Source organism: Rhodococcus sp. MEB032 (genome assembly GCF_030208925.1).
In the GTDB taxonomy this organism is placed as follows: Bacteria; Actinomycetota; Actinomycetes; order Mycobacteriales; family Mycobacteriaceae; genus Rhodococcus_F; species Rhodococcus_F qingshengii.
On the sequence record NZ_JARVSY010000010.1, the window covers coordinates 536,743 to 561,091 of the forward strand.

General features: G+C 62.7%; 18 protein-coding genes. 11 read left to right on the top strand and 7 right to left on the bottom strand.

Annotated elements, in window-relative coordinates; genetic code table 11:
• Positions 1–23: 23 nt before the first annotated feature.
• Positions 24–4,670, bottom strand: coding sequence for an NAD-glutamate dehydrogenase (locus QRN54_RS12810; protein ID WP_285182106.1), 4,647 nt, complete (start codon positions 4,668–4,670; stop codon positions 24–26).
• A gap of 234 nt (positions 4,671–4,904) precedes the next feature.
• On the opposite strand from QRN54_RS12810, the gene QRN54_RS12815 reads away from it, so the two are divergent.
• From QRN54_RS12815 to hutG, 11 genes are all read left to right on the top strand, one after another.
• Positions 4,905–6,074, top strand: a complete 1,170-nt coding sequence (locus tag QRN54_RS12815) for an acyl-CoA dehydrogenase family protein (protein ID WP_007732726.1) — start codon at positions 4,905–4,907, stop codon at positions 6,072–6,074.
• Positions 6,075–6,085: 11 nt separating this feature from the next.
• Positions 6,086–7,228, top strand: a complete 1,143-nt coding sequence (locus tag QRN54_RS12820) for a CaiB/BaiF CoA transferase family protein (RefSeq protein ID WP_285182107.1) — start codon at positions 6,086–6,088, stop codon at positions 7,226–7,228.
• A gap of 37 nt (positions 7,229–7,265) precedes the next feature.
• Positions 7,266–7,928 (top strand): IclR family transcriptional regulator, encoded by a 663-nt coding sequence (locus QRN54_RS12825; protein WP_003939923.1) that lies wholly within the window; start codon positions 7,266–7,268, stop codon positions 7,926–7,928.
• 91 nt (positions 7,929–8,019) lie between these two features.
• On the top strand, positions 8,020–8,811 hold the full coding sequence (locus tag QRN54_RS12830; protein WP_007732728.1) for an IclR family transcriptional regulator: 792 nt from the start codon (positions 8,020–8,022) through the stop codon (positions 8,809–8,811).
• Positions 8,812–8,920: 109 nt separating this feature from the next.
• Positions 8,921–10,489 (top strand): histidine ammonia-lyase, encoded by a 1,569-nt coding sequence (gene hutH, locus QRN54_RS12835; RefSeq protein ID WP_007732730.1) that lies wholly within the window; start codon positions 8,921–8,923, stop codon positions 10,487–10,489.
• On the top strand, positions 10,486–11,559 hold the full coding sequence (locus tag QRN54_RS12840) for a histidinol-phosphate transaminase (protein WP_285182108.1): 1,074 nt from the start codon (positions 10,486–10,488) through the stop codon (positions 11,557–11,559). The genes hutH and QRN54_RS12840 overlap by 4 nt, the downstream gene beginning before the upstream one ends.
• A gap of 16 nt (positions 11,560–11,575) precedes the next feature.
• Entirely contained in the window at positions 11,576–12,940 is a 1,365-nt protein-coding gene (locus QRN54_RS12845; protein WP_285182109.1) for an FAD-binding oxidoreductase, read from the top strand.
• A 203-nt stretch (positions 12,941–13,143) separates the two neighbouring features.
• Positions 13,144–14,580, top strand: coding sequence for a purine-cytosine permease family protein (locus QRN54_RS12850; RefSeq protein WP_285182110.1), 1,437 nt, complete (start codon positions 13,144–13,146; stop codon positions 14,578–14,580).
• A 42-nt stretch (positions 14,581–14,622) separates the two neighbouring features.
• Complete coding sequence (hutU, locus tag QRN54_RS12855; RefSeq protein ID WP_007732742.1) at positions 14,623–16,296, top strand: urocanate hydratase; 1,674 nt, start codon at positions 14,623–14,625, stop codon at positions 16,294–16,296.
• A 37-nt stretch (positions 16,297–16,333) separates the two neighbouring features.
• Positions 16,334–17,524, top strand: a complete 1,191-nt coding sequence (gene hutI, locus QRN54_RS12860; RefSeq protein ID WP_029256288.1) for an imidazolonepropionase — start codon at positions 16,334–16,336, stop codon at positions 17,522–17,524.
• A 23-nt stretch (positions 17,525–17,547) separates the two neighbouring features.
• Complete coding sequence (gene hutG, locus QRN54_RS12865; RefSeq protein ID WP_042926100.1) at positions 17,548–18,516, top strand: formimidoylglutamase; 969 nt, start codon at positions 17,548–17,550, stop codon at positions 18,514–18,516.
• Positions 18,517–18,809: 293 nt separating this feature from the next.
• On the opposite strand, the gene QRN54_RS12870 is transcribed toward hutG, so the two are convergent.
• From QRN54_RS12870 to QRN54_RS12895, 6 genes are all read right to left on the bottom strand, one after another.
• Positions 18,810–19,079, bottom strand: coding sequence for a hypothetical protein (locus QRN54_RS12870; RefSeq protein WP_030536965.1), 270 nt, complete (start codon positions 19,077–19,079; stop codon positions 18,810–18,812).
• 238 nt (positions 19,080–19,317) lie between these two features.
• Positions 19,318–20,226: an ABC transporter substrate-binding protein gene (locus tag QRN54_RS12875; protein ID WP_058037653.1), complete on the bottom strand. Its 909-nt coding sequence runs from the start codon at positions 20,224–20,226 to the stop codon at positions 19,318–19,320.
• Between the two features lie 11 nt (positions 20,227–20,237).
• Positions 20,238–20,978 (bottom strand): ABC transporter permease, encoded by a 741-nt coding sequence (locus tag QRN54_RS12880; RefSeq protein ID WP_058037652.1) that lies wholly within the window; start codon positions 20,976–20,978, stop codon positions 20,238–20,240.
• On the bottom strand, positions 20,975–21,625 hold the full coding sequence (locus QRN54_RS12885) for an ABC transporter permease (RefSeq protein ID WP_058037651.1): 651 nt from the start codon (positions 21,623–21,625) through the stop codon (positions 20,975–20,977). The genes QRN54_RS12880 and QRN54_RS12885 overlap by 4 nt, the downstream gene beginning before the upstream one ends.
• Positions 21,622–22,737 carry an ABC transporter ATP-binding protein gene (locus QRN54_RS12890; RefSeq protein ID WP_058037650.1) on the bottom strand — a complete coding sequence of 372 codons (1,116 nt, stop codon included), beginning with the start codon at positions 22,735–22,737 and terminating at the stop codon, positions 21,622–21,624. The genes QRN54_RS12885 and QRN54_RS12890 overlap by 4 nt, the downstream gene beginning before the upstream one ends.
• A 99-nt stretch (positions 22,738–22,836) precedes the next feature.
• Positions 22,837–24,309, bottom strand: coding sequence for an aromatic amino acid ammonia-lyase (locus QRN54_RS12895; RefSeq protein ID WP_003940419.1), 1,473 nt, complete (start codon positions 24,307–24,309; stop codon positions 22,837–22,839).
• Positions 24,310–24,349 lie beyond the last annotated feature (40 nt).

Genomic DNA, 24,349 nt, shown 5'->3' on the forward strand with positions numbered 1-24,349 from the left:
ATCCGCGAGCGTCCGCGCCGGACCTAACCCACCATGCGCCGCAATTGGCTCGTCGCAACCGAAAGCGCAGCAAGATCGTGTTGCCCGGACGCCTCGATCTCTGCGAGCGCGAGAGTGGACCTCTCGATTCTCGACGCATTCCTTTCTTCCCACCTCGAGAGTTTTTCCGCTGTCGTGTCACCCGCTTCCGCGTCGGCCAAGACGTCGAGGGTCAGGGCCCGCACCGTCGAGTACAACTCGTCCCGCAACGACAACCTCGCCAACGCGTTCCATTTTCCGTCCTTGCTCAATGCCGACACTCGATTGAGCATCGGGACGAGCCCAACATGCTCACCGAGCCGGAAATAGAGTTCGCCGGTCTCCGAGATCGTCCGATCGGCGAGGTCCGCGATCTCCACCACGTCGAGCAGTCCGAACTGATCGAGCAATATCTCCACTCGTCTGACCAGGTTCTCCGGCGCGCCTTTGTCCGTGATGAGGACCGTTCGCGCAGCCAGGTTCCGCTGATCTGCGCCTACCAGCCAGCCATCGAGCTCTGCCGACGCCTCCGCGATGCGATCACCGAATCTGCTGATCTCGGCCCCGACGGCCAGCGGTTGCGGACGACGTGTCAGCATCCACCGTGACGCCCGGTCGAGCAGTCGCCTGGTGAGCAGGATCAACTCGTCGGACACTGCGGTCGAGATCGAGGCTTCGCTGATGTCGTGCCACAACCCCCACAGTCCGAACACCTCGGAGACCACAGTGAAGGCACGTACTGCGTCTTCCGGATCAGCGCCGACTTCTTCACCGAGCCGATACGCATAGGTGATGCCGCCTCGATCGATGACGTTGTTCGTCAGCACTGTCGCGACGATCTCGCGACGAAGTGGGTGCCGGTCGAGGGCGTCACCCCCTGCAACTCGAACGCCCTCCGGAAAATAGTTCGCCAGCACCTGGCGGTAGATCTGGTTGTCGATCGAGCTTCCCGCCAACAGCGTGGATTTCAGATCGAGCTTGACGTGGGCCATCAGTGTGGCGAGTTCCGGCGACGTCAGCCCCGTTCCCGACTTCTCGGCCGCGGCGAACTGCTTCTTGGTCGGAAACCCTTCGATGACACGGTCGACGATCCCGCGCGATTCGAGGTTGGAAATCACTCTGCCGTGCACACCGATCATCGCCCCCGCATCCGCCCGCGTGGTACCCATCAGTTCGTTCTGCGAACGGTTGTCTGCGAGAACGAGTTCTGCGACCTGGTCGGTCAGCGATTCGAGTAGTGCGTCACGACGTGAGTCCGTGACGACGCCTGAGCTGATCAGGGAGTCGAGAAGGATCTTGATGTTCACCTCGTGGTCGGAACAATCGACTCCGGCCGAATTGTCGAGGGCGTCTGTGTTGATCCGTCCACCGCCGCGTGCGTATTCGATCCGTCCGGCCTGGGTGAGGCCGAGATTGCCTCCTTCACCGATCACTCGGGCACGCACTTCGTTGCCGTTCACCCGAACGGCGTCGTTGCTCTTGTCACCGACTTCGAGGTCGGACTCACCGGAGGCCTTGACGTACGTTCCGATGCCGCCGTTCCACAACAGATCTGCCGGGGACCGCAAAATCGCCCGAACCAGTTGCGGTGGAGTCAGTTCGGTGACGTCGTCCTCGAGGCCCAGCGCCTCTCGTATCTCGTCACTGATCGGAACGCGCTTCGCCGAGCGTTCCCACACTCCGCCGCCGGCACTGATCAAGGTCGGGTCGTAGTCGGCCCACGAGGATCGGGGGAGCGCAAAGAGACGTGATCGCTCGTCGTACGAGCGCTCAGGCGACGGGTTCGGATCGACGAACACGTGCCGATGATCGAACGCCGCGATCAGGCGAATGTGCTTGCTGCACAACATACCGTTGCCGAAGACGTCGCCACTCATGTCTCCGATCCCCACCGCGGTGAAGTCATCGTGCTGGGTATCGACGCCGAGCTCACGGAAGTGCCGCTTGACACTTTCCCAGGCGCCCTTCGCCGTGATACCCATGGCTTTGTGGTCGTAGCCGACCGACCCGCCGGACGCGAAGGCGTCGCCGAGCCAGAATCCGTACTCCGCGGCAACCTCGTTCGCGATGTCGGAGAACTTCGCAGTTCCCTTGTCCGCGGCGACAACAAGATACGTGTCGTCCCCGTCGTGGCGAACGACCCGCCGCGCCGCGACAACGGCCCCGCTCTGCTTGTCGACGTTGTCGGTCAGATCGAGTAGTCCGCGAATGAAGGATCGGTAGCAATCGATCCCGGCCGCCAACGCAGCTTCTCGGTCTGCGTCTGCGCCCAGCCCTGGAACCGGTGGGCGTTTGACGACAAATCCGCCCTTCGCTCCGACAGGCACGATGACCGCGTTCTTGACTGCCTGCGCCTTCACCAATCCCAGTACCTCGGTGCGAAAGTCCTCTTTCCGATCCGACCAGCGCAAGCCGCCGCGAGCCACCGTACCGAAACGAAGGTGCACACCTGCTACATCGGGTGAGTACACGAATATCTCGAACTTCGGTCGAGGGAAAGGCAATACGGACAGCTTCTCCGAATCGAACTTCAACGAGAGCGCGCCGAGCGATTGAGTGGGATACACGAAATAGTTGGTACGCAACGTGTTACGGACCAGTTCGGACAACGCGCGCAGGATCCGATCGGCGTCGAGTCCTTGCACCTGCGCCACGGCCGTTTCCACGTCCGCTGCTGCACGTGCACCTCGATCTCCGTCGACGACGTCAGGATCGAAACGGCTCTCGAACAATTCGCACAATCTGCCGGCGATCTCGGGATGATCGGCAAGTACCTCGGCGACGCGACCGGTGCTGTAAGGAAATCCCGCTTGCTGCAAGAACTCCGCGTATGCCCGCAGCACCACTACCTGTTTCCAGCCGAGTCCCGCGATCGCGACCAATTCGTTGAACGAGTCCGGCTCGGCGTCACCGTTTCGAACCGCGGCAAACGTCGCCGCGAATCGCGCGGCAAAGTTGTCGAAGCCTTCGACCGGAGCAGTCGGATAGTCGAGCGTGAACTCGTAGATCCTGGACTGTTCGGTTCCCGCCGGTGCGATCTCGTACGGACGCTCGTCGACCACTTCGACGCCCAGGCTCTGCAATACGGGCAGCACCTCGCCCAGCGAGAGCGGATCACCCGAGACGTACAGCCCGAGACGGTGAGTACCCGGTCCGTCGACAGAACGGGCCAACCGTGGACTTACTTCTCCGGGCGCGAGGCCCTCGAACACCGCCATGTCCTCGGCGGCTCGGACAGCGTCGAAATCCTGCTTGTATGCCACCGGAACGCGCTCGGCGAACCGAGCACGCCTGCGCCGCTCGTCGTAGTGCGAAGCATCCAGAACGAATCGTTCGTCCCACGTCAGGCACGCGTCGACGACGAGGTCCCGAATCTCCCGTGCTTGTCGCGCCGACGCGAAGTTCGCGCCGCCGCCGACTGTGGCCGTGAAATGTACGACGGCCAAGGGGGATTCCGAGACTCGACTGGAGAACTCGATATTGTGGGCACCGAGTGCGTCGGCGAGTACCGACTCGGCCGTTGTTCTGATCGTCGTACTGAATTTCTCGCGCGGAACGAAGAGCAAAGCCGACAACTCTTGATCTCGCCCTGTCACCGGGGAACTTCCCACCGGTTGCAAGAACAGATGGATCGATGTGCGGCCGTCCACGGAAGTGAGTTCGTCCAGCGCGTCCGCGATTCGGGCCGGCTCGGCCGCCAGGAGCACTGTGACCGGAATCGACTGAATCACTGCCAGCATCGATTGTCCGACAAACGAATCGACGGTGGATCCTGAGGCCTCGAAGATGTCTGCGACGCGTCCTCGCACGAGCGGGGTTCGCCTGACGTCGGCGACGATACCGGTCGCGGTGAAGAACCCGACGAATCGGTACGCACGGTCGCCGACGGACACGTCGATCTCGGTGGCGTATTCGGATCCACCGAACCCTTGCCGGAGGTACACCACTGCAATCGCGAGGGGCGCCGCTTTCGAATCCGAAGAGCCGGTTGGATCGGGGAGCACGCCGATGGCGTACGGCTCGTCACTGTCGACAGTTCGCGCACCACCGATGACACTGAAGTTTCCGGCGCTGCACCACCGGAGAAAGTCAGCTTCTTCGGCGTAGCCGTTCGAGTCCAGTTGCTCGCGCGCCTCGTCGACGAGGTCCCGCAGGGGCACGGAATCGCGGAAGGCACGCGCGATACGGTCGAGGATTCCGGCGACGTCGTCCGCGATCACCTGCGCCTGCGCGTCCGAACAGTGTGCGGGTAGTCCTATGTGGATCCATGATTCGGTGCGCTCCCCGGCCCGGGCGTCTTCGGTGCTGTGCGCCGGTTGTACGGCTGTGCGAAGCACGGGGTGCACCACGAATTCAGGTTCCACGCGGGCACGGGCAAGTGTCGCCAAGACCGCTTCGACGAGCTGCGGCATGTCGTCGCCGACGTATTGAATCGCGGGGCCATCCCCTAACTCCCCGGCCGGCGCGAGTCGCGAGATCGACGAGTTGTGTCCTCGTCGACGCGAAAGGTCCATGTGCGCGGCGACAATCGCCAGCTTGCGGTCTTCGGCGAGCGCAGCGTATCGGTCCGCCGACAAGCCCTCGAAATACGTACTGGACACCCTCCTCACATTCTCGGAGTCCGGTGTCGTGTCGACTGAAACGAGGCTCATGTCAGCACCTTCCGCCGAAAGCCACGCTGCTTCCGACTTGTAGTGGGTTCGATCCGCAATCAACTTGTCTATACAGGCTTAGACAAGTTGATCATTACAGAACGTGAGCCGCGACACAACAAATTCACCCCTGGACAAATTCGCCACCCTCGGCCATAGTCAGTCCATGCCAACTAGTGGCAATTAGATTTCATTAGATGAAATTCGTAACTATTCCGCCTCGAAGGAGCCCCCGTGACTACCCAGACCGCGCCCGACACCGACAGCGTCGATCTCGCAGAGTTCCGCAGCACTGTCCGAGCCTTCGCCAACGCCGAGATCCACCCAGGAGCAGCCGCACGCGACGAGTCCAAGGAGTTCCCGGCGCAGCTGGTCAAGCGCCTCGGGCAGCAGGACCTCATGGGCATTTCCGTGCCCGAGGAATTCGGTGGGCTGGGTCTGTCGACACGAACCCAACTGGTCGCCATCGAAGAAGTTGCACGTACCGACGCCGCGCTGGCATCGATCTACACCGCCCACTACCTGGGCCTCGAGCCGATTCTCGTCGGCGGCTCCGAAGAGCAGAAGCATCGCTGGTTGCCTCAACTCGCGTCGGGCGAACTACTGGCCGGCTTTGCACTCACAGAACCCGATGCCGGCTCCGACATCGCCTCGATGCGTACCGTCGCCCGACGCGAGGACGACGGCTGGCATCTCTCCGGATCGAAGACGTACATCTCCAACGCCAAGGAAGCCGACCTGGTCGTGCTCTTCGCCAAGACGGACCCGAGCGCAGGATTCCGAGGCATCACCGCCTTCGTCGTCCCCAAGGGAACTCCGGGAATCAGCTACTCGGAGCCGCAGGACAAGATGGGAATTCGTTCGGCCCCGACGTACACCGTCTACCTCGACGACGTCGTTCTGCCGCTCGACTCCGTGATCGGCACCGAAGGTCGCGGCGGCAACATTGCCTTGACCGCCCTGAACCGAGCACGCATCGACGTAGCGGCAATGGCAAACGGCATCGCTTTGCGCGCTTGGGAACTGGGACGCGAGTACGCAACGGAGCGAAAGCAGTTCGGCACGCCGATCTTCGACTTCCAGGCAATCCAGCTACTCCTCGGTGGCTGCGACGCGCAACTTGTCGCATCACGCGTCACCGCAGACTGGGCCGCCGACGTCAAGGACGCCGGTCAGGACATCCGCCGCGCCGCATCGATTTCGAAGTACGTCGCCACCGAAGCCTGCTTCTCGATCGTCGATCAAACCGTACAGATCCACGGTGGCGCAGGTTTCATGCGCGAATCGGAAATCGAACGCCTGTACCGCGATTGCCGCATTCTACGCATCTTCGAGGGCACCTCGCAGATCCAGTTGCTCACCATTGCCGGCAATGCTCCGTCGCCGCGTTCCACCGAGTTCTGAAAGGCGCGGACATGACTGCACTTCCCCCACTCGACGGCATCCGGGTCATCGACCTCTCACGCGTCCTTGCCGGACCCTACTGCACCGCACTGCTTTCCGACGCCGGTGCGGACGTCGTCAAGATCGAATCCGAACACGGTGAAGACTCTCGGCACCTCGGCCCGTTCCGCGACGGCGAGAGCATCTACTTCAACGTGCTCAATCGTGGCAAGCGTTCGGTGGCACTCAACCTCAAGAACGACGGGGACCGTGAGGCGCTATTAACGCTCATCGAGACCGCCGACGTCGTCGTCGAAAACTTTCGCCCTGGAGTCACCAAGCGCCTGGGAATCGACTACGAGGCTGCGCGGGCTCGCAATCCGCGGATCGTGTACGCGTCCATCTCCGGTTTCGGACAGGACGGGCCCATGTCCGGAGCCGCCGCCTACGACCTTGTAGTCCAGGCTCTTTCGGGCATCATGAGCATCACCGGTTCGGAGGAATCCGGGCCGACACGGTTGGGTGAGTCGTTCGGAGACCTGGTCGCCGGGCTGTTCGCCGCCTGGGGAATCAGTACCGCCCTGCTGAGTGCACGGGCGAGCGGACTCGGGCAGCACCTTGACGTCGCGATGTTCGACAGCATGCTCGCCATGCTGCCGACAGCACACAGCCAACTGCAATCCACCGGGCTCACTCCCCCACGCGTCGGCAACCGTCATCCGGTGTCAACACCGTTCGACACCTACAAGGCCGACGACGGACTCTTCGTCCTCGCGGTTGCGAGCCAGTCGGGTTTCGAGAAGCTGGCGCAGACGATGAATCGCGTCGACCTGATCGCAGATCCTCGATTTGCCGACGACACCGCCCGGACCGAGAACGAACCGGCACTGCGCAAGGAGATCGAAAACTGGGCTGCCGGAAAGACCGTCGCCGACGTGGTCGGTATTCTCGGCGACGCGGGCCTCGCCGGCTCGGAAATCTGGGACGTCCAGCAGGCACTCACCTCCGCGCAGGCCGAGTATCGCGGAGTCGTCGAATCGTTCGAGCACCCGGTAGCAGGAAAAATCTCCTACGTACGACAACCCGTCGTGTTCGGTGATAGCCGACGCCCCGATGTCCGCCGCAGTCCCCTGCTGGACGAGCACCACGGTGAGGTACTGCCGGGCTCGCGATAGATTCAGCGCAGACATCCCTCGGCACTTGGAGTAGGACATGGCCCCTGGCGACGTGACCCGCAGCGCGAATCGCACGTTCGAACTTCTCGGTGCGATCGTCGAGCACGGCGGGTTGACGCTCGGCGACGCCGCCAAGGCAACCGATCTGGCAACCAGTACCGCGCTTCGCTTGATCAGAAGCCTCGAACAAACCGAGTTCGTCGTCCGCGGCGAGGACAACGTCTATCGCGTCGGCCCGCGGCTACTACAGATCGGGGCTCGCGCACTCGGTGACAATCAACTGTTGCCGAGAGCGCGGCCCGCGATGAAGGCCATCGCCGAAACCACGAGAGAGTCGACCTACCTGTCGACGAAGGGACCGAAAGACACTGCGCTGTATCTCGATCAGATCGAGGGCACGCACGCGATCCGCCACATGGGGTGGGTGGGCCAGAGCGTTCCCCTGGACGGCACCGCCGTCGGCGCAGCGTTGAGCGGCAAGGTAGGCGAGAGCGGGTACGCCATTGCGCACGACACCATCGAGGATCACTCGACCGGAGTTGCCGCGCCGATCTACAACGCGGTCGGTCAGATAGCCGGAGCGCTCAGCGTCGTCGGCCCGACATTCCGTCTGACGGACGAGGTCTGCGCCAGCCACGGCCGCGTCTTGGTGGAGCACTGCGCCCGGTTGTCCGCGGAACTCGGCAGCCAGACACCCTGACCACCCCGAGCACTTGGCGATTCAGTCTCGTATCCGAGACAATGTGGTTCCCCGCTCCCACCTCAGCCCTACCCGTAAGGACACACCCCACATGACGACGAGCCGCGTGAAATCTGCTGAGCGCGTGCTCGACGTGCTCGATCTCCTGGCCCGCCGGGGTGTGCCGCTGGCGACGGCAGAAATCTCCAGCGCCCTCGAGCTGCCGAAGAGTACGACGCATCACCTCCTCAATGTCATGCGGGATCGACGGTTCGTCTCGTACTGGGCTGATCAACGCGCCTGGACCCTGGGTGTCTCGGCGTTCGAAGTCGGTGCGTCGTACATGCGGTCCGGCCCACTTCACCGTGAGGGCCAACGATTCATGCTGGCACTCACTCAGTCGACCGACGAGACCTCCCATCTGGCGGTACTTCAGGGTTCTGACGTCATCTACCTCGACAAACGTGAACCTCTGAAGCCCGGCGTTCGGTTGGTGACCGAGATCGGGACCCGCCTTCCGGCGCATCTCACCGCAGTCGGGCGGGCGATTCTGAGCCGTCTGGATGCGGAACAGATCAGCGCGCTCTACGAGGGGTACACCTGGCCGACGCGGACCGGGACGGGTCCGTCGACGCTCGCCGAACTGCGAGAACTGCTCGCCGCAGCACGTGAGAGCGGATATGCGGTCGAAGAGAATGCGACGACATCCGGGATCAACTGCATCGCCAGCCCCGTGATCACACGGGACGGTCGTCCGGTCGCAGCTCTCGGCGTCACCTTCCTCTCCGGCTCCAAATCGGCCGAGGAGAGTGCCCTGATCGCCGACCGAGTGCGCGCCGTCAGCGCCGAGTTCTCCGCCGATCTCGGAGATCGAATGGTGGAGACCCCGACCGCAGACATGTAGCAAAATTCTCCGTTCCGTACTCTGCGGGCCTTGTTTTCGTCTCATATTCAAGACTAGAGTCTCGTATACAAGACTTGTTGGATCACCACCGCATCATCATTGGAGTCCCATGAACGCCACCCCTGCCACCCAGACAGCCACCCGAACCATCGAGGTCGGAATCGGCGCTGTCACCATCGCCGACGTCGTCGACGTCGCGCGCAACGGATACGGCGTTGCATTGACCGCGGAATCACTGGCCGCGATCGCCGAAAGTCGTGCACGCATCGAAGCGCTGGCCGCAGACCCCACACCGGTCTACGGAGTTTCCACCGGATTCGGCGCACTTGCCACCCGGCACATTCCGGCGCATCTGCGGACACAGTTGCAGCGCAGCCTGATCCGCTCACATGCGGCAGGTTCGGGACCGGAAGTCGAACGCGAAGTGATCCGGGCCTTGATGCTTCTGCGTCTGTCGACGCTCGCCACCGGGCGGACCGGAGTGCGCCCTGTAGTCGCACAGGCGTACGCCGACCTACTCACCGCAGGCATCACCCCGGTGGTGCACGAATACGGCAGCCTCGGATGCTCGGGAGATCTGGCACCACTGGCGCATGTGGCGATGGCAATCATCGGTGAAGGTTCCGTCCGCACCGCCGACGGTGAACTCACCGATGCGGCAACGGCATTGGCTGCTCATGGCCTCGAACCGGTGGTTCTGGCCGAGAAGGAAGGCCTCGCACTGATCAACGGTACCGACGGGATGCTCGGCCAACTGGCCCTTGCGATCACCGATCTCGATCATCTGCTCAAGTTGGCCGACATCGCTGCCGCTATGAGCGTCGAGGGCTTGCTCGGCACCGATCAAGTGTTCGCCGCCGATCTTCAGGCGCTTCGCCCCCACCCCGGACAGGGCGCGGCCGCCTCGAACATGGTGCGCTTGCTTGCCGACTCCCCGATCGTCGCCAGCCACGCGGGCCCTGACTGCACCAGGGTTCAAGACGCGTACTCACTGCGGTGCGCACCGCAGGTCGCCGGCGGCGCACGCGACACCGTCGATCACGCCCGCCTCGTCGCCGGGCGCGAATTGGCCAGTGCTGTCGACAATCCCGTTGTCACCCTCGACGGACGGGTTCGATCCAACGGTAACTTCCACGGAGCTCCCGTCGCTTACGTCTTGGACTTCCTCGCCATCGTGACCGCGGATGTCGCGGGTATCAGCGAACGCCGCACCGATCGCTTCCTCGACGTAGCACGCAATCACGGTCTGACCCCCTTCCTCGCCGACGACCCCGGTGTCGACAGCGGACTGATGATCGCGCAGTACACACAAGCTGCCATCGTGTCCGAACTCAAGCGACTCGCGAGCCCGGCCAGTGTCGATTCGATTCCCTCCTCGGCCATGCAGGAAGATCACGTCTCCATGGGATGGTCGGGTGCACGCAAGCTCCGCCGGTCCATCGACGGTCTCACCCGAGTTCTCGCGATCGAGATACTGACTGCAGCACGAGGAATCGATTTGCGCTCCCCACTAGAGCCCTCCCCCGCCACCGGAGCCGTCCTTCGGACCCTGCGCGAGAAGGTGCAGGGGCCGGGTACCGATCGCTTCCTGTCCCCCGAGATCGAGGCCGCGGTGGACTTGGCGGCATCGGGTGCACTTGTTGCGGCCGCGGAGAACGCGATCGGCGCCCTGGCATGAGCGCGCCCGGTGCGCTGAGGCCTCGCCCCCGACCCGAAATCGAAGCACTCCCTCGATACTCCAAAGCCGCCGGCCTCGAGCAGGTTCGGTGGCGGGCGTCGAGCAACGAGTCGACGGTTGCACCCTCGGCGGCCATTCTCGAGGCCGTCAATCTCGCGGCCTCACACTCGCACTTGTATCCGTCGCTGTTCGGCGACACGCTGATCGCTCGGTTGAGCGGCCGCCTGGGCGTCGGCGACGACCAGGTATTGGTCGGCGCCGGTTCGTTGGCACTGCTCCAGCAGGTATTGACTGCGTACACGGGTCCGGGCACCGAGGTCGTCTACCCGTGGCGCAGCTACGAGGCGTACCCGATACTGATCGGAATCGCCGGGGCGAGCGGTGTCCCCGTCGCACTCGATTCCGAACATCGGCACGATCTGAGTGCAATGGCGGCGGCGGTGACCCCGCAAACCCGCGCGGTACTCGTCTGCAACCCCAACAATCCGACCGGTAGCGAGTTCTCGACCGCCGAGTTCGTCGCGTTCGCCCGTGCAATCCCGAGCGACGTCCTCATCCTCCTGGACGAGGCCTACCGGGAGTTCGCGACCAGCGACGTCGACGGCGTCGACCTGCTTCGAGCCTTTCCCAACATCGTCGTCTTCCGAACCTTCTCCAAGGCTTACGGATTGGCCGGACTTCGTGCCGGCTATGCCGTCACCAACTCGGCGATCGCAGCGGATCTTCGCAGCGCTGCACCGCCCTTCGGGCTCAGCGCCGTTGCCGAGGCCGCGGCCTGCGCGGCCCTGACCGATCCGGCACACACCGATTCGATAGTCGAAACGGTGACCGAGGGTCGTTCTCACCTACGTGAGCAATTGGCTCTGCGCGGCGTCGAGACGGTCCCGAGCGGTGCCAACTTCGTGTGGATTCCTCTCGGCAAGAGAGCTTCTGCACTCGAAGCGGCCTGCGTCGCGCAGGGTGTCTCGGTCCGGATGTTCCCCGGCGAGGGTGTGCGGGTGACCGTAGGTGAGCGGGCAGCAGAAGACGCCGTGATCGCCGCTGTGGATGCACTCGCACACAACCTTTGACCGACTGGAGAAAAGAATGTCCGTCCAAGAACTTGCTCGGTCGATCGGTTCGAGTCGCCTGATCACCGACCCTGCGGTAATGGACTCGTACCGCCGTGACGAGGCCCATCTCGCCGAACCCGGCCATCCGGCGGCCGTCATGCTCGCCGAAACTGCGGCCGACATTTCCGAGGCGCTGAAATGGGCTACTGCTCACCGTGTCCCGGTGGTAACCCGCGGTGCGGGAACCGGTTTGGCGGGCGGCGGGGCAGCCGTCGAGGGCTGCCTGGTCATCTCGACCACTCGCATGCGCTCGATTCTCGAGGTCAATCCGGACGATCAACTCGCTGTCGTGGAAGCCGGGGTGATCAACGCCGACATCAGTCGAGCAGCAGACGAGTACGGGCTGATGTACGCCCCTGATCCGAGCAGTTTCGAGATCTCCACGATCGGCGGAAACATCGCCACCAACGCCGGTGGACTGCGTTGCGTGAAGTACGGCGTCACCCGCGATTCAGTCCTGGGTCTCGAGGTTGTGCTCGCCGACGGTCGGATCGTGCGGACAGGCCGAAGGACCGTCAAAGGTGTTGCGGGATACGACTTGACCAGTCTTCTCGTCGGTTCGGAGGGAACACTCGGAGTCGTCACGAGTGCCACGCTGAAGTTGCAGCCCAAGCCCAAGAGAGCACCGGTCACCGTCGTCGGCAGTTTCGATTCTCTCCGCTCCGCAGCGGACGCAGTTGCCGCGGTCGTTCGCGACGGGATCGGACCGAGCCTGCTGGAGCTGATCGATCGAGCAACGCTGCGCGCAGTCGACGACTGGAAACGAATCGGGTTGGAAGACAACACCGCCGCGATGCTGATCGCACAGGCCGACGGGGTCGATGCCGACGCAGCAGCCGCGGCGATGCAGAAACACTTCGAGAGGGCGGGCGCAGATTTTGTCGCCGTCTCGCAGGACGCGGCAGAAGCCGCACAGCTACTCGAGATTCGCCGACTCGCCTATCCGGCTTCCGAACGACTCGGGCAATGTCTCGTGGAAGACGTCGGGGTCCCGCGGTCGAAACTGCCCGACATGCTCGAGAGTATCGACCGAGCCGCCGCCGAGCACATGGTCAAGATCATGACCGTCGCGCATGCTGGTGACGGCAACGTCCATCCGACCTTCGTCTTCGACCGCACTGCCGACGGCTCGGTCCCCGAAGCCGTGTGGACCGCCGCGGACGAGGTCTTCCGGCGTGCTCTCGAACTCGGAGGAACTCTGACCGGAGAGCACGGCGTCGGCGTTCTGAAGCGTCGCTGGCTCTCTCTCGAGCTCGGCGAGGACAGCATGCAACTGCACCGATCGATCAAGGCTGCCTTCGACCCGCTCGGAATCCTCAACCCGGGTAAGGGTTTCTGATTTCTCGCGTGGTGTTACACAGCATTTACGCGAAAACGGGTCCCGGGTATTGACGCCTGTATATACAGGCATATACATTTATCCGCAGTGACAGTGACCCAGCGCACAAAGCACAAGGCGCAAAGCACCAAGCACGAAGAAGGTGGGCAATACCCCGACGTCGATTCCGTCGCTCGACGGGCTCGCAGCAGAAAGACAGGCCTATGACTCACGATGGACCGGCCGAGGTCATCCTCACTCCGGAACGACGCACTATCGACGTCGTCCCGGATGCAGAACGACACGGCACCCCGCGCAGCCAGTTCACTCTCTGGTTCGGCGCCAACATGCAGATCACTGCAATCGTCGACGGCGCTCTCGCCGTCGTATTCGGCGCGGACGCCATCTGGGCGATCGTCGGACTTCTGATCGGCAACATCTTCGGTGGCGCTGTCATGGCGCTTCACTCCGCACAGGGCCCGCGTATGGGTCTCCCCCAGATGATCTCGAGTCGCGCCCAGTTCGGCGTCAAGGGAGCAGTCGTACCGCTTGTTCTCGTCATCCTGATGTACCTCGGCTTCGCTGCCACCGGCACCGTGTTGGCCGGACAGGCCGTCAACAAGATCCTGCACATCGACAGCCCCACCGTCGGCATCGTCGTCTTCGGTCTCCTCACCGCATTCGTCGCGGTCACCGGCTACAAGCTGATCCACATCGTCGGCAGGATCGCCACCGTCGTGGGCATCGTCGGATTCTCCTACCTGGCCGTTCGACTGTTCCTCGAGTACGACGTCGCCTCGTACGTCGGCATCAAGGGCTTCGACATAGTCACCTTCCTGCTCGCGATCTCGCTGGGTGCCGGTTGGCAGCTCACCTTCGGCCCGTACGTCGCCGACTACTCGCGTTACCTGCCGCGCAGCACTTCCGAGAGCACCACGTTCTGGTCGACGTTCCTCGGTAGTGTCATCGGATCGCAGTGGTCCATGACCTTCGGCGCTCTCGTCGCGGCCTGCGCCGGCGACGCGTTCCTGGGTAACCAGGTCGGCTTCATGGGAGATCTGGCCGGACCCGCTGCCATCGCCTTCCTGATCTACTTCGTCATCCTGGTCGGCAAGCTGACGGTGAACGTGCTCAACGCCTACGGCGGATTCATGTCGATCCTGACCACCGTCACCGCCTTCAACGGACAGTCGCGAATCTCGAGCACCGCGCGCACCCTCTACATCCTCGGTTTCACTGCGGTCTCGGTCTTGATCGCCATCGCCGCCAGCGCCAACTTCCTGGACAACTTCAAGAACTTCGTCCTGGTGTTGCTGATGGTGTTCACGCCGTGGAGTGCGATCAATCTGATCGACTACTACCTGATCTCCAAGGAACGCATCGACATTCCGGCGCTGTACGACGTCAACGGTCGATACGGAGCATGGAACTTCACCGCATTGGCTTGCTACGCCGCCGGCGTTCTCGCCCAGATCCCGTTCCTCGCCCAGAAGATGTACACCGGCCCCGTCACGGACATGCTCGGCGGCGCCGACATCTCGTGGCTGGTCGGCATCGTGTTCACCGGGCTGATCTATTACCCACTCGCCAAGCGCACGAGCAATCCCCCTTCGTCGATGATCTACCCCGATCACACCGCGATGACCGACTCTCGCGTCTGATCCCCCAACGTCTTTCGAACTTCAGCAAGCTAGGAGAACACAATGGAAATCAGCACCCCCGGCCACGAGCCGCGCCCCGTCCGTGCTCCCCGCGGCCCCGAGCTCACGACGCTCGGTTGGCAGCAGGAGGGTGCCCTGCGCATGCTCATGAACAACCTCGACCCCGATGTTGCCGAGCACCCGGACAGCCTCGTCGTCTACGGCGGAACCGGTCGCGCAGCGCGTAGTTGGGCTGCCTTCGACGCCATGGTCGCCACGCTGAAGACGCTGAAGAACGACGAGACCATGCTGGTGCAGTCCGGCAAGCCGGTCGGTGTCTTCCGCACCAACGAGTGGGCACCGCGAGTGCTGATCGCCAACTCCAACCTGGTCGGTGACTGGGCGAACTGGGAAGAGTTCCGCCGTCTCGAAGACCTCGGCCTGACCATGTACGGCCAGATGACCGCAGGCTCCTGGATTTACATCGGCACCCAGGGAATCCTGCAGGGTACGTACGAGACCTTCGGCGCCATCGCGAAGAAGCGCTACAACGGCTCACTCGCCGGAACGATCACCCTCACTGCGGGTCTCGGCGGCATGGGCGGCGCTCAGCCTCTCGCCGTCACTATGAACGACGGCGTCGCGATCTGCGTCGACTGCGACATCACCCGCATCGACCGTCGTATCGCCCACAAGTACCTCGACACCAAGGCAGACAGCATCGAGCACGCGCTCGAACTGGCGACCGCGGCACGCGATGCCAAGAAGCCGCTCTCCATCGGCCTCGAAGGCAATGCGGCAGAGATCTTCCCGGCGCTGCTGGAGATGAAGGCCCCCATCGACATCGTGACCGACCAGACCTCGGCGCACGATCCCCTCGCCTACCTGCCGATCGGCATCGACTTCGGCGACATGAAGACCATGTCGGAGAAGGATCCGCAGAAGTTCACCGAAGATTCCCGCAACGCGATGGCCGCACACGTCAAGGCCATGGTCGGATTCATGGACGCCGGCGCCGAGGTATTCGACTACGGCAACTCCATCCGCGACGAGGCCCGCAAGGCCGGCTACGACCGTGCATTCGACTTCCCCGGATTCGTTCCCGCCTACATCCGTCCGCTCTTCGAAGAAGGCCTCGGCCCCTTCCGCTGGGCGGCGCTCTCGGGTGATCCCAAGGACATCGAGGCCACCGACAAGGCCATCCTCGAACTCTTCCCCGAGAACGAGCACCTGCGCCGCTGGATCACCATGGCCGGCGAAAAGGTTGCCTTCGAAGGCCTTCCGGCTCGCATCTGCTGGCTCGGATACGGTGAGCGCCACCTCGCCGGCCTCAAGTTCAACGAGATGGTGGCCTCGGGCGAGCTCTCCGCACCGATCGCCATCGGCCGCGATCACCTCGACTCCGGATCGGTCGCCTCGCCGTACCGCGAAACCGAATCGATGATCGACGGGTCCGACGCGATCGCCGACTGGCCGCTGCTCAACGCCCTGGTCAACACCGCGTCCGGCGCTTCGTGGGTTTCACTCCACCAAGGCGGCGGCGTCGGGATGGGGCGCTCCATCCACGCGGGACAGGTGTGCATCGCCGACGGCACCGAACTCGCAGCCAAGAAGCTCGAAGCAGTTCTCACCAACGATCCCGGGATGGGCGTCATCCGGCATGCGGATGCAGGATACGACCACGCCATCGACACGGCAGCCACCCGCGGCGTCCGCATCCCGATGACCGAGAACTGAAACAGCTCCACCACCTCACCCTGAGTTAGGAATTACATTGACCACGAATGGTTCTCGAACCACCGTTCTGACCAACATCGGAACCCTCGTCACCAATGACCCGACTCTGGGTGAGGGCAAGCTCGGCGTACGACACGACGCGGCAATCGTTTTCGACGACGGCGTTGTTGCTTGGGTCGGTGATTCCGCCGACGCCCCGGCTGCCGATATCGGTCAGGATATCGGCGGTCGGGCCCTGCTCCCCGGTTTCGTGGAGAGTCACTCGCACCTGGTGTTCGGTGGCGAGCGGGCCGAGGAATTCGCAGCTCGCATGGCGGGCGAGAAGTATGCCGCCGGCGGCATTCGCAACACCATCGAAGCGACGCGCTCGGCCACCGACGAACAATTGCAGGCCAATGTTCGACGCCTACTCGACGAATCCCTGCGCTCCGGCAGCACAACCGTCGAATGCAAGACCGGATACGGGCAGAACACCGAGAGCGAACTACGCAGCGCACTGATCGCCGGACAGTTCACCGACGAGGTCACACTGCTGGCCGCCCACGTTCCACCACCCGAATATGCCGGCCGCGCCGATGACTACGTCGCCATGGCGTGCGACGAGATGATCCCTGCCTGTGCGCCACACGCGAAGTGGATCGACGTCTTCTGCGAACGAGGGGCGTTCAACCGCGAACAGGCACATGCAGTCCTGAGCGCAGGCGTCGCCGCCGGACTGATCCCCCGCGTCCACGGCAATCAACTCGGCGAAGGGCCAGGAGTTCAGCTCGCCGTCGAGATGGGAGCCGCGTCCGTCGATCACGTCACCTACGTCACCGCCGAGGACATCGACGCCCTGGCTCAGAGTTCCACCGTCGCAACACTGTTGCCAGGTGCCGACTTCTCCACCCGCAACAAGTACCCCGACGCCCGCGCACTGCTGGACGCCGGCGTCACAGTAGCTCTCGGCGCCGACTGCAATCCCGGCACCTGCTACACCACCAGCCTCCCGTTCTGCATAGCAATTGCGGTGCGAGACATGCACATGACACCCGCCGAGGCAGTCTGGGCAGCCACTGCAGGAGGCGCCCGGGCGCTGCAGCGCACCGACGTCGGAACCCTTTCTCTCGGAACACGTGCCGACGCCATCGCGCTCGATGCACCGTCGTACCTCCACCTCGCCTACCGCCCGGGCGTCCCTCTGGTGCGCGAGGTCTGGAAAAACGGCGCACTCGCCACAAGCTACTGAAATACACTCACCGGGAGGCCGTCGTGGCTCATCAGATCGCAGTCGACATCGAACCCAAGCCGTGGACCGGGCGCTCCGACGGCACCACTGCCGAGCATCTGCGGTGGCATCATGCCGTGCAACCGTATTCAGCCGAAACAGCTCCCGGCGACTGTGTTCTGATCGGATTCTCCAGCGACGAAGGAGTCCGCCGCAACAAGGGCCGCCGCGGCGCCGCGGATGGCCCGGACGCGTTGCGAGCCGGGTTGGCTTCCATGGCGCTGGCCGAACCACTGCAGATTCAGGACGCCGGAACCGTTGCCGTGTCGGGTGAAGAACTCGAGGCCGGTCAAGCCGCACTCGGGAACGCCGTCAGCGCTGCGCTTGATTCGGGACACTTCCCCGTGGTTCTCGGGGGAGGACACGAAATCGCCTACGGCACGTATCTCGGCGTCGCGGGCTCCGAGTTGCGAACCGCTGGAGCCAAACTCGGAATCCTCAACTTGGATGCGCACTTCGACCTGCGGGGCGATCCGATACCCAGCTCCGGCACACCCTTTCGTCAGATCGCCGAGGACGAAGCCGCGGCAGGCACGTCGCATCAGTACAGCGTGATCGGAATCAGCCAACCGAGCAACACCACGGCACTGTTCGACACGGCTCACCGCCTCGGTGTTCGCTATCTGCTCGACGAAGAATGCGGAGCGATCGGCCGAGGCGTCGTGGATCAGTTCCTCGCAGACTTCCTCGACGACGTCGATCTGGTCTACCTGACCATCGACCTCGATGTCCTGCCTGCAGCTGTGGCGCCGGGCGTCAGCGCACCTGCGGCCTACGGTGTCAGCCTGGAAACCATCCAATACGTATGTGATCGAGTCACGTCCAGCGGAAAGCTCGCGGTTCTCGATGTCGCCGAACTGAACCCGAGCCTCGACGTCGACAATCGCACTGCCCGAACGGCTGCTCGTCTGATCCACCGGATAGTCACGAAGCACGTGCCGGTTCAGCGCTAGCCTCGGCGCGCCTCCAGCAGATCTACGGGACTGCCTGAAAACTGATTCCACGAGTTCTGTTCGAGCACTCCAAACTATGTCCTTTGCCACCTCACAAGTGATGCCGCCTTGCAGATTGCCGATGGCGGCGACAACGCCTGTCTCGGGGTACGTGATCGTTCCGCACCCCTCGGATGTGGATGCCGTCGGGAATCGTGAAGTCGAAGTCGACGAATTGCCCGAGCAGTACTCGAAGCCGGGGACACCACCGATCACAGGAGGCCCGACCGTACCGTCGTGAATCGAAAAGCCGATCAACCCTCCGGGGTCGCCATTACCGACTTGCCCCGGATCACCGGTGGTGACGAAGATCGATTGGCCTGACTCAGTCTGAATCGTCCGTGTCGAATGATCGTTGCCGTAGGCCGATTCGATTTGAGCCACGGTGAGCCGTCACCGACGCCGCGGTCAGTCAGCGTTCCCGGCGGTGATTCGATGACGGTGACGCCCTCGCTGGTGAGAATTGCCCGTCCGGTGCCACCAGGCGTCGTGAACGGAACTACAGCGCAACTCGGAAACTGCATGGGCGTTCCAGCCTGATGCCAGACACACGCCGGCCACTACAACCGTGGTTGTAGTGGCTGCGCCGTTCCGAACTCGTCCAATGGGTGTGCGCGGTCGGCTTCTCGGCATGTCGGCATCCTTGGTCGGAACGGCTCGCCGCGAGGTCGAGGCATGCCTGACTTCGCGACGCTACCCCGAGCGGGGTCGAATCGATATCGTCTGTTCGGCCGACGACAAGGACGCCACCCCGGCCTTCGATCATGGCACCAGGGAGTTCTCCTGCAACCAGTCCTGAGCGATGTCACTCATGTCGTCGAGATCGGCAACGCGCTGGTTCATCTCGATGAGATCTTCGGTGGTCAGCGCCGCCGAAACCCCCGCGAGCACGGATCGGACGTCATCGCGAGCCTTCAACTCGTTGATGATCGGTGTGATGTTCTCCGCGAGGAAGAGGTGCTTCGTATCCTCGAGTGCAACCAAGTTCTCCGAGCGCATCGCAGGATCGGTACTGAAGACATCGGCAACCTGTATCTGCCCGCTCAGAAGCGCATTGAGCGTGAGGGGTCCACCTGCATCGAGTGCCAGGAACTCCCGGAATGTCAGGCCGTATTTGGTCTTCAAGCCGGCGACGCCGTTTTCGCGCGTCTTCCATTCCGGCGGTCCGCCGAGAGTCAACTCGTCGGCATGCTGCACCAGATCCTCGACGGTCTCCAGCGAATACTTTTCCGCCGTCTCCTGTTTGACGGCAAGTACATCCTTGTCCTCTGCGGGCGAGGGCTCGAGAGCCACCAGACCCTTGGGCAATTTCGCATCGATTTCAGCGGATACTTCATCTGAAGCCGTCGCCGTTGTCTTGCTGTCCAGATATTGCAACAAGGCGCCGGAATACTCGGGGATCAGATCGATGGAACCGTCGCGCAGTGCCGGTACATAGAGTTCTCGGCTACCGATGTTCAACTTCTCGGTAACGTCGATACCGTTGGCACGAAGCGCTTCGGCGTAAATGGTCGCAATCAGTTGGCTCTCGGGAAAATCGGCGGAACCGATCACGATGGCGCCCTCAGCACTACCGCCGCCGTCCGTAGCCAAGGGGTCCTTGCCGATTCCGCAGCTGGACAACGCAACCGCTGTCACGCCGACCAACGCGGCGATTAATACCTTGTTCATGTCGAACGTCCTCAGATCGGTGCGGGCTCAGGCACAGCGGTGCGCTGTGAGGGGGCGGCGGTCTTCTCGGTCTTCTTCTTCCGATCGCGCCTGGTCAGGCCAGGCGAAACGACCCGCGCAGTCAGTGCTCCGATTCCGAGATCGAAAACCAGGGCAATCAGCGATACCAGTACGGCTCCGGCCGCCATCTGGCCGTAATCGCTCTGAGCTTTTCCGTCGATCAACAACCGGCCGAGTCCGCCCAAAGAAATGTAAGCGGCGACAGTCGCAGTGGAGACGATCTGAAGCACGGCACTTCTGATGCCGGACAACATGAGTGGTAGGGCACATGGAATCTCGACCTCGGTCAAGATCCGCATCGACCGAAATCCCATCCCCCGCGCGGCGTCGACTGCAGCCTGATCGACCGCTCGAACTCCGGCGTACGTGTTGGTGAGAATGGGAGGGATCGCGAGAAGCACCAGGACGATGAGGCTGGGGATCAGATACGCGAGTTTGTTCGGGAATGACGGCGCGATGATGAGAACCAGTAGGATCAGCAGACCGATGGTCGGCAGCGCTCGTAGCGAGTTGGCCAGTCCAGCAACAATAACGGAGCCACGGCCCGTATGTCCGATGTAGAGACCGAGCGGGATCGCGATAACCGCAGCCACCGCCAGCGCGGCGAATGTGTACATCAAATGCTGAACGAGAAGGGTGGGGATGCCGTCCGGCCCGGTCCAGTGGGATCCGTCGAGAAGGAAGCTGATCATGATGTAGTCACTTTCGGGGTCCACGGCGTCAACAGCCGATTCGCCAACATGATGAGGAGATCAAGGATCAACGCCAGCACCAGACACAGAGCGATACCCGCGATGATGGGCGTGTAGAAACGCAACTGAAATCCCTGGGTGAACAAGGAACCTATCTGCGGAATACCCAGGAGTGCGCCGAGTGAGACAAGACTGACGTTCGAGACGACTGCGACGCGCAAACCTGCACAGATCACCGGAACTCCTACTGGCAACTGTACTTTCAACAGCGTCTGATACGGCCGGTAACCCATCGCCGTCGCTGCCAGAACCGTCTCCGGCGGAACCGAATCGAGCGCGTCGGCCACTACCCGCACGAGCAGAGCAACGGTGTACACGGTGAGCGCCACGATGATGTTTATCGGATCCAGAATCTTGGTACCCAGAATTGGAGGCAGGAGCACGAAGAGCGCGAGCGAAGGGATCGTGTAGAGCAATCCGGCCGTCCCCACCACGTAGGGATGCAACCGACGACTGCGATAGGCGACCCAGCCGATCGGCAACGCGACCACCAAGCCGATCACCAAGGGAATCAACGACAGCAGAACATGCCATCCCACCAAGTCCATGATCCGGTCGGACTGACGTCCGAGCCATTCGAAGTTCATCGAAGCACCCTCCCCGCGTCAGCCAGATCGGCAGCCTCGATGGCTTCCACTGCAGCATGCGCAGTGACGGTTCCCACCAGGCGTCCGGCGTCGTCCACGACAACGCCCCGCTTGCTCGGCGCTGACAGCGCCGCATCCAGCAGAGCGCGCATCGTCCCGGTGGAATCAGCAAGTGTTCCACTGAGATTCAAGTCATCCGGGCGGATACAATCCGTGAGCGCGTCCGGCCTCACCCATCCGAGCGGCTTGTTCGCGGGATCCACTACCAACAGCCACGTATCGCCGGTGAGTGCGCGGGCCGCCGCAGCGGAATCGCCCAGATGCGCAACGGGTTCTGACACCGTCGGTAGGTCGCCGTCCAATGTCGTGAACCCCAACGATCGGTACCCACGGTCACGTCCGACGAAGTCGGCAACAAATTCGTCGGCAGGTTGAGTCAGCAATTCGAGGGGCGTCGCCGCCTGCGCAAGAATGCCGCCGGTACGCAGAACCACCACTTGATCCCCGAGTTTCAGCGCTTCGTCGATGTCGTGGGTGACGATGATGATCGTTTTTCCGATTTCCTTCTGCAGACGGAGAAACTCGTCTTGCAGCTGGCCGCGAACAACCGGATCAACGGCGCTGAACGGTTCGTCCATCAGCATGAATGACGGATCCGCAGCCAATGCTCGCGCAACACCGACTCGTTGCTGCTGCCCTCCGGAGAGCTGCCACGGATAGCGGTCGGCGAAGTTGGTCGTCAGACCAACCGTTTCGAGCAATTCCATAGCGCGAGTGCGAGATTCCTTTTTACTCGCACCGAGCAATCGAGGCATGGTCGCTATGTTGTCGACGATGGTGCGATGGGGAAAGAGACCCGCGTGCTGGATCACGTACCCGATGCGTCGACGCAGAAGGGCCGGATCCATTCCCGCCGTGGACTCGCCGTCGAGCGAAATCGTGCCTGACGTCGGTTCGATCAGCCTGTTGATCATGCGGAGTGAGGTCGTCTTGCCGCAGCCGGAAGGACCCACCAACGCGGTGATCTTTCCCGTCGGGCACTCCAGATCGAGAGCATCGACGGCAATGGTTCCGTCTGGATACGCCTTGGTGACCTTGTCGAATTTGATCATCTACGAACTACTTTCGTGTCGACCTGAGTCCGGACGCACCCAGGAGAAATGGTCGAGTTCCGTTCGAGCACACACCTACTTGTGATTCGGTCCACCTGCTTACTGGTCGAGCGGTTGAGAAAGAAAGTTCACGGCGGCACTCAGATCTGCACTGAGTGGCCGGTCTTCGGTCCTCGTGTCCAGCACCAAACGCGCACGCGCGAGGTACGCGCCGAGCTCGGTCGCCGGATCCAGCTCACGCTGTTGTTGCGAGAGTGCGCGAACTGCCGAGATCAGTTCACACGCCAGCACCAATCGAGATTGGGCAAGAATGTCCGCCAATTGAGTTGCAGCTTGGGATGCGAAACTTGCGTGATCCTCGGTGCCGCGCGAAATTACCGTGTGGCCCAACGACCCCGGTGCCGCCGACGAGCGGATCTCGGCAATGGCAGCAGAAGTCGTGTATTCGAGAAGCATGGTTCCGCTGCTGCCGTCGGGACCGTCTGCAAGGAACGCACGAAGGCCGGTGACTGCGGGGTCGGAGAGGTTGGCGAGCCGACATTGCGAGAGCAGGGCAGCACTGGCGACCGCCAACTTCGCCTCGTCGACTGCAAGGGCTATTGGCATTGCGTGGAAATTTCCGTTGTGGAACACCATGTCGTCTTCGACCGACACCAGCGGATTCTCCGAAGACGAATTCATCTCGATACTCAGCGTGTTCTGCAGTCGATGCACCGCTTGCCAGGTGGCACCCAAGATTTGCGGTAGGGCGCGAAACCCGAACGAGTCCTGAACTCTCACGGGTGTGATGTCGTGTGGTGCCAGCAGATCGCGAACCCGCTCTGCGACTTCCGCTTGACCGAAGTGCATTCTTGCCGACTGTACTTGTGCAGCAAATGGTTCGACAGAACTACGCGACGCAAGCACGGAAAGAACACTGACAACCAAGCAGTGCTGAAGCCACCCCGCGACTTCGATACTGGTGTCGCCGGCGATCGCCACCGTCATCGCATTGGTGGAAATGAACGGAAGTGCATCACCGTGGTGCGGAGTCCAACCGATTCCGGTGCGTCCGTCGCGAAGCGGGCTCTCGCCGATCAGCCCCATGGCGATTTCGGAGAACGCACTCAGGTCGCCCGTTCCGATCGCACCGCGTGCGTGCACTGTCGGCAGGTTCTGTGAAGCAACAGCAGCAACCAGACCGTCGATGATGTCGGGATGCATACCTGAGCCGCCGTTGAGGATCTGGTTGGTGCGGATGACGATCGCGGCGCGCACCAACCGGTCAGGGAGCCTGGGGCCCGATCCCGTTGCGTGACTTCTCAGAAGCCTCAGATCCTGCTGCACACCGTCGGAGACGGATGTTTCGCGATTCCCGCCTACCCCGGTAGTGCGCCCGTACACCGCTTGACGGGAGGAAACCCTAACCGCGGTCTCCCATGACCGCCGTGTGAGCTCGAGAGCCGCGTCGGCAGGTCGAATCACGGCCGGCTCTCGCGCGATTTCGTTCACCCGGTGAACCGACAACCCTTTCCCGTCGAGCAGGACATTGTCGTCTTCCGTCCGGTCTTCTCCAGGAAGACGTTCAGTCATCAGAACTCCATCGATCGAAGGACTCGGCCACCGCGGGCGT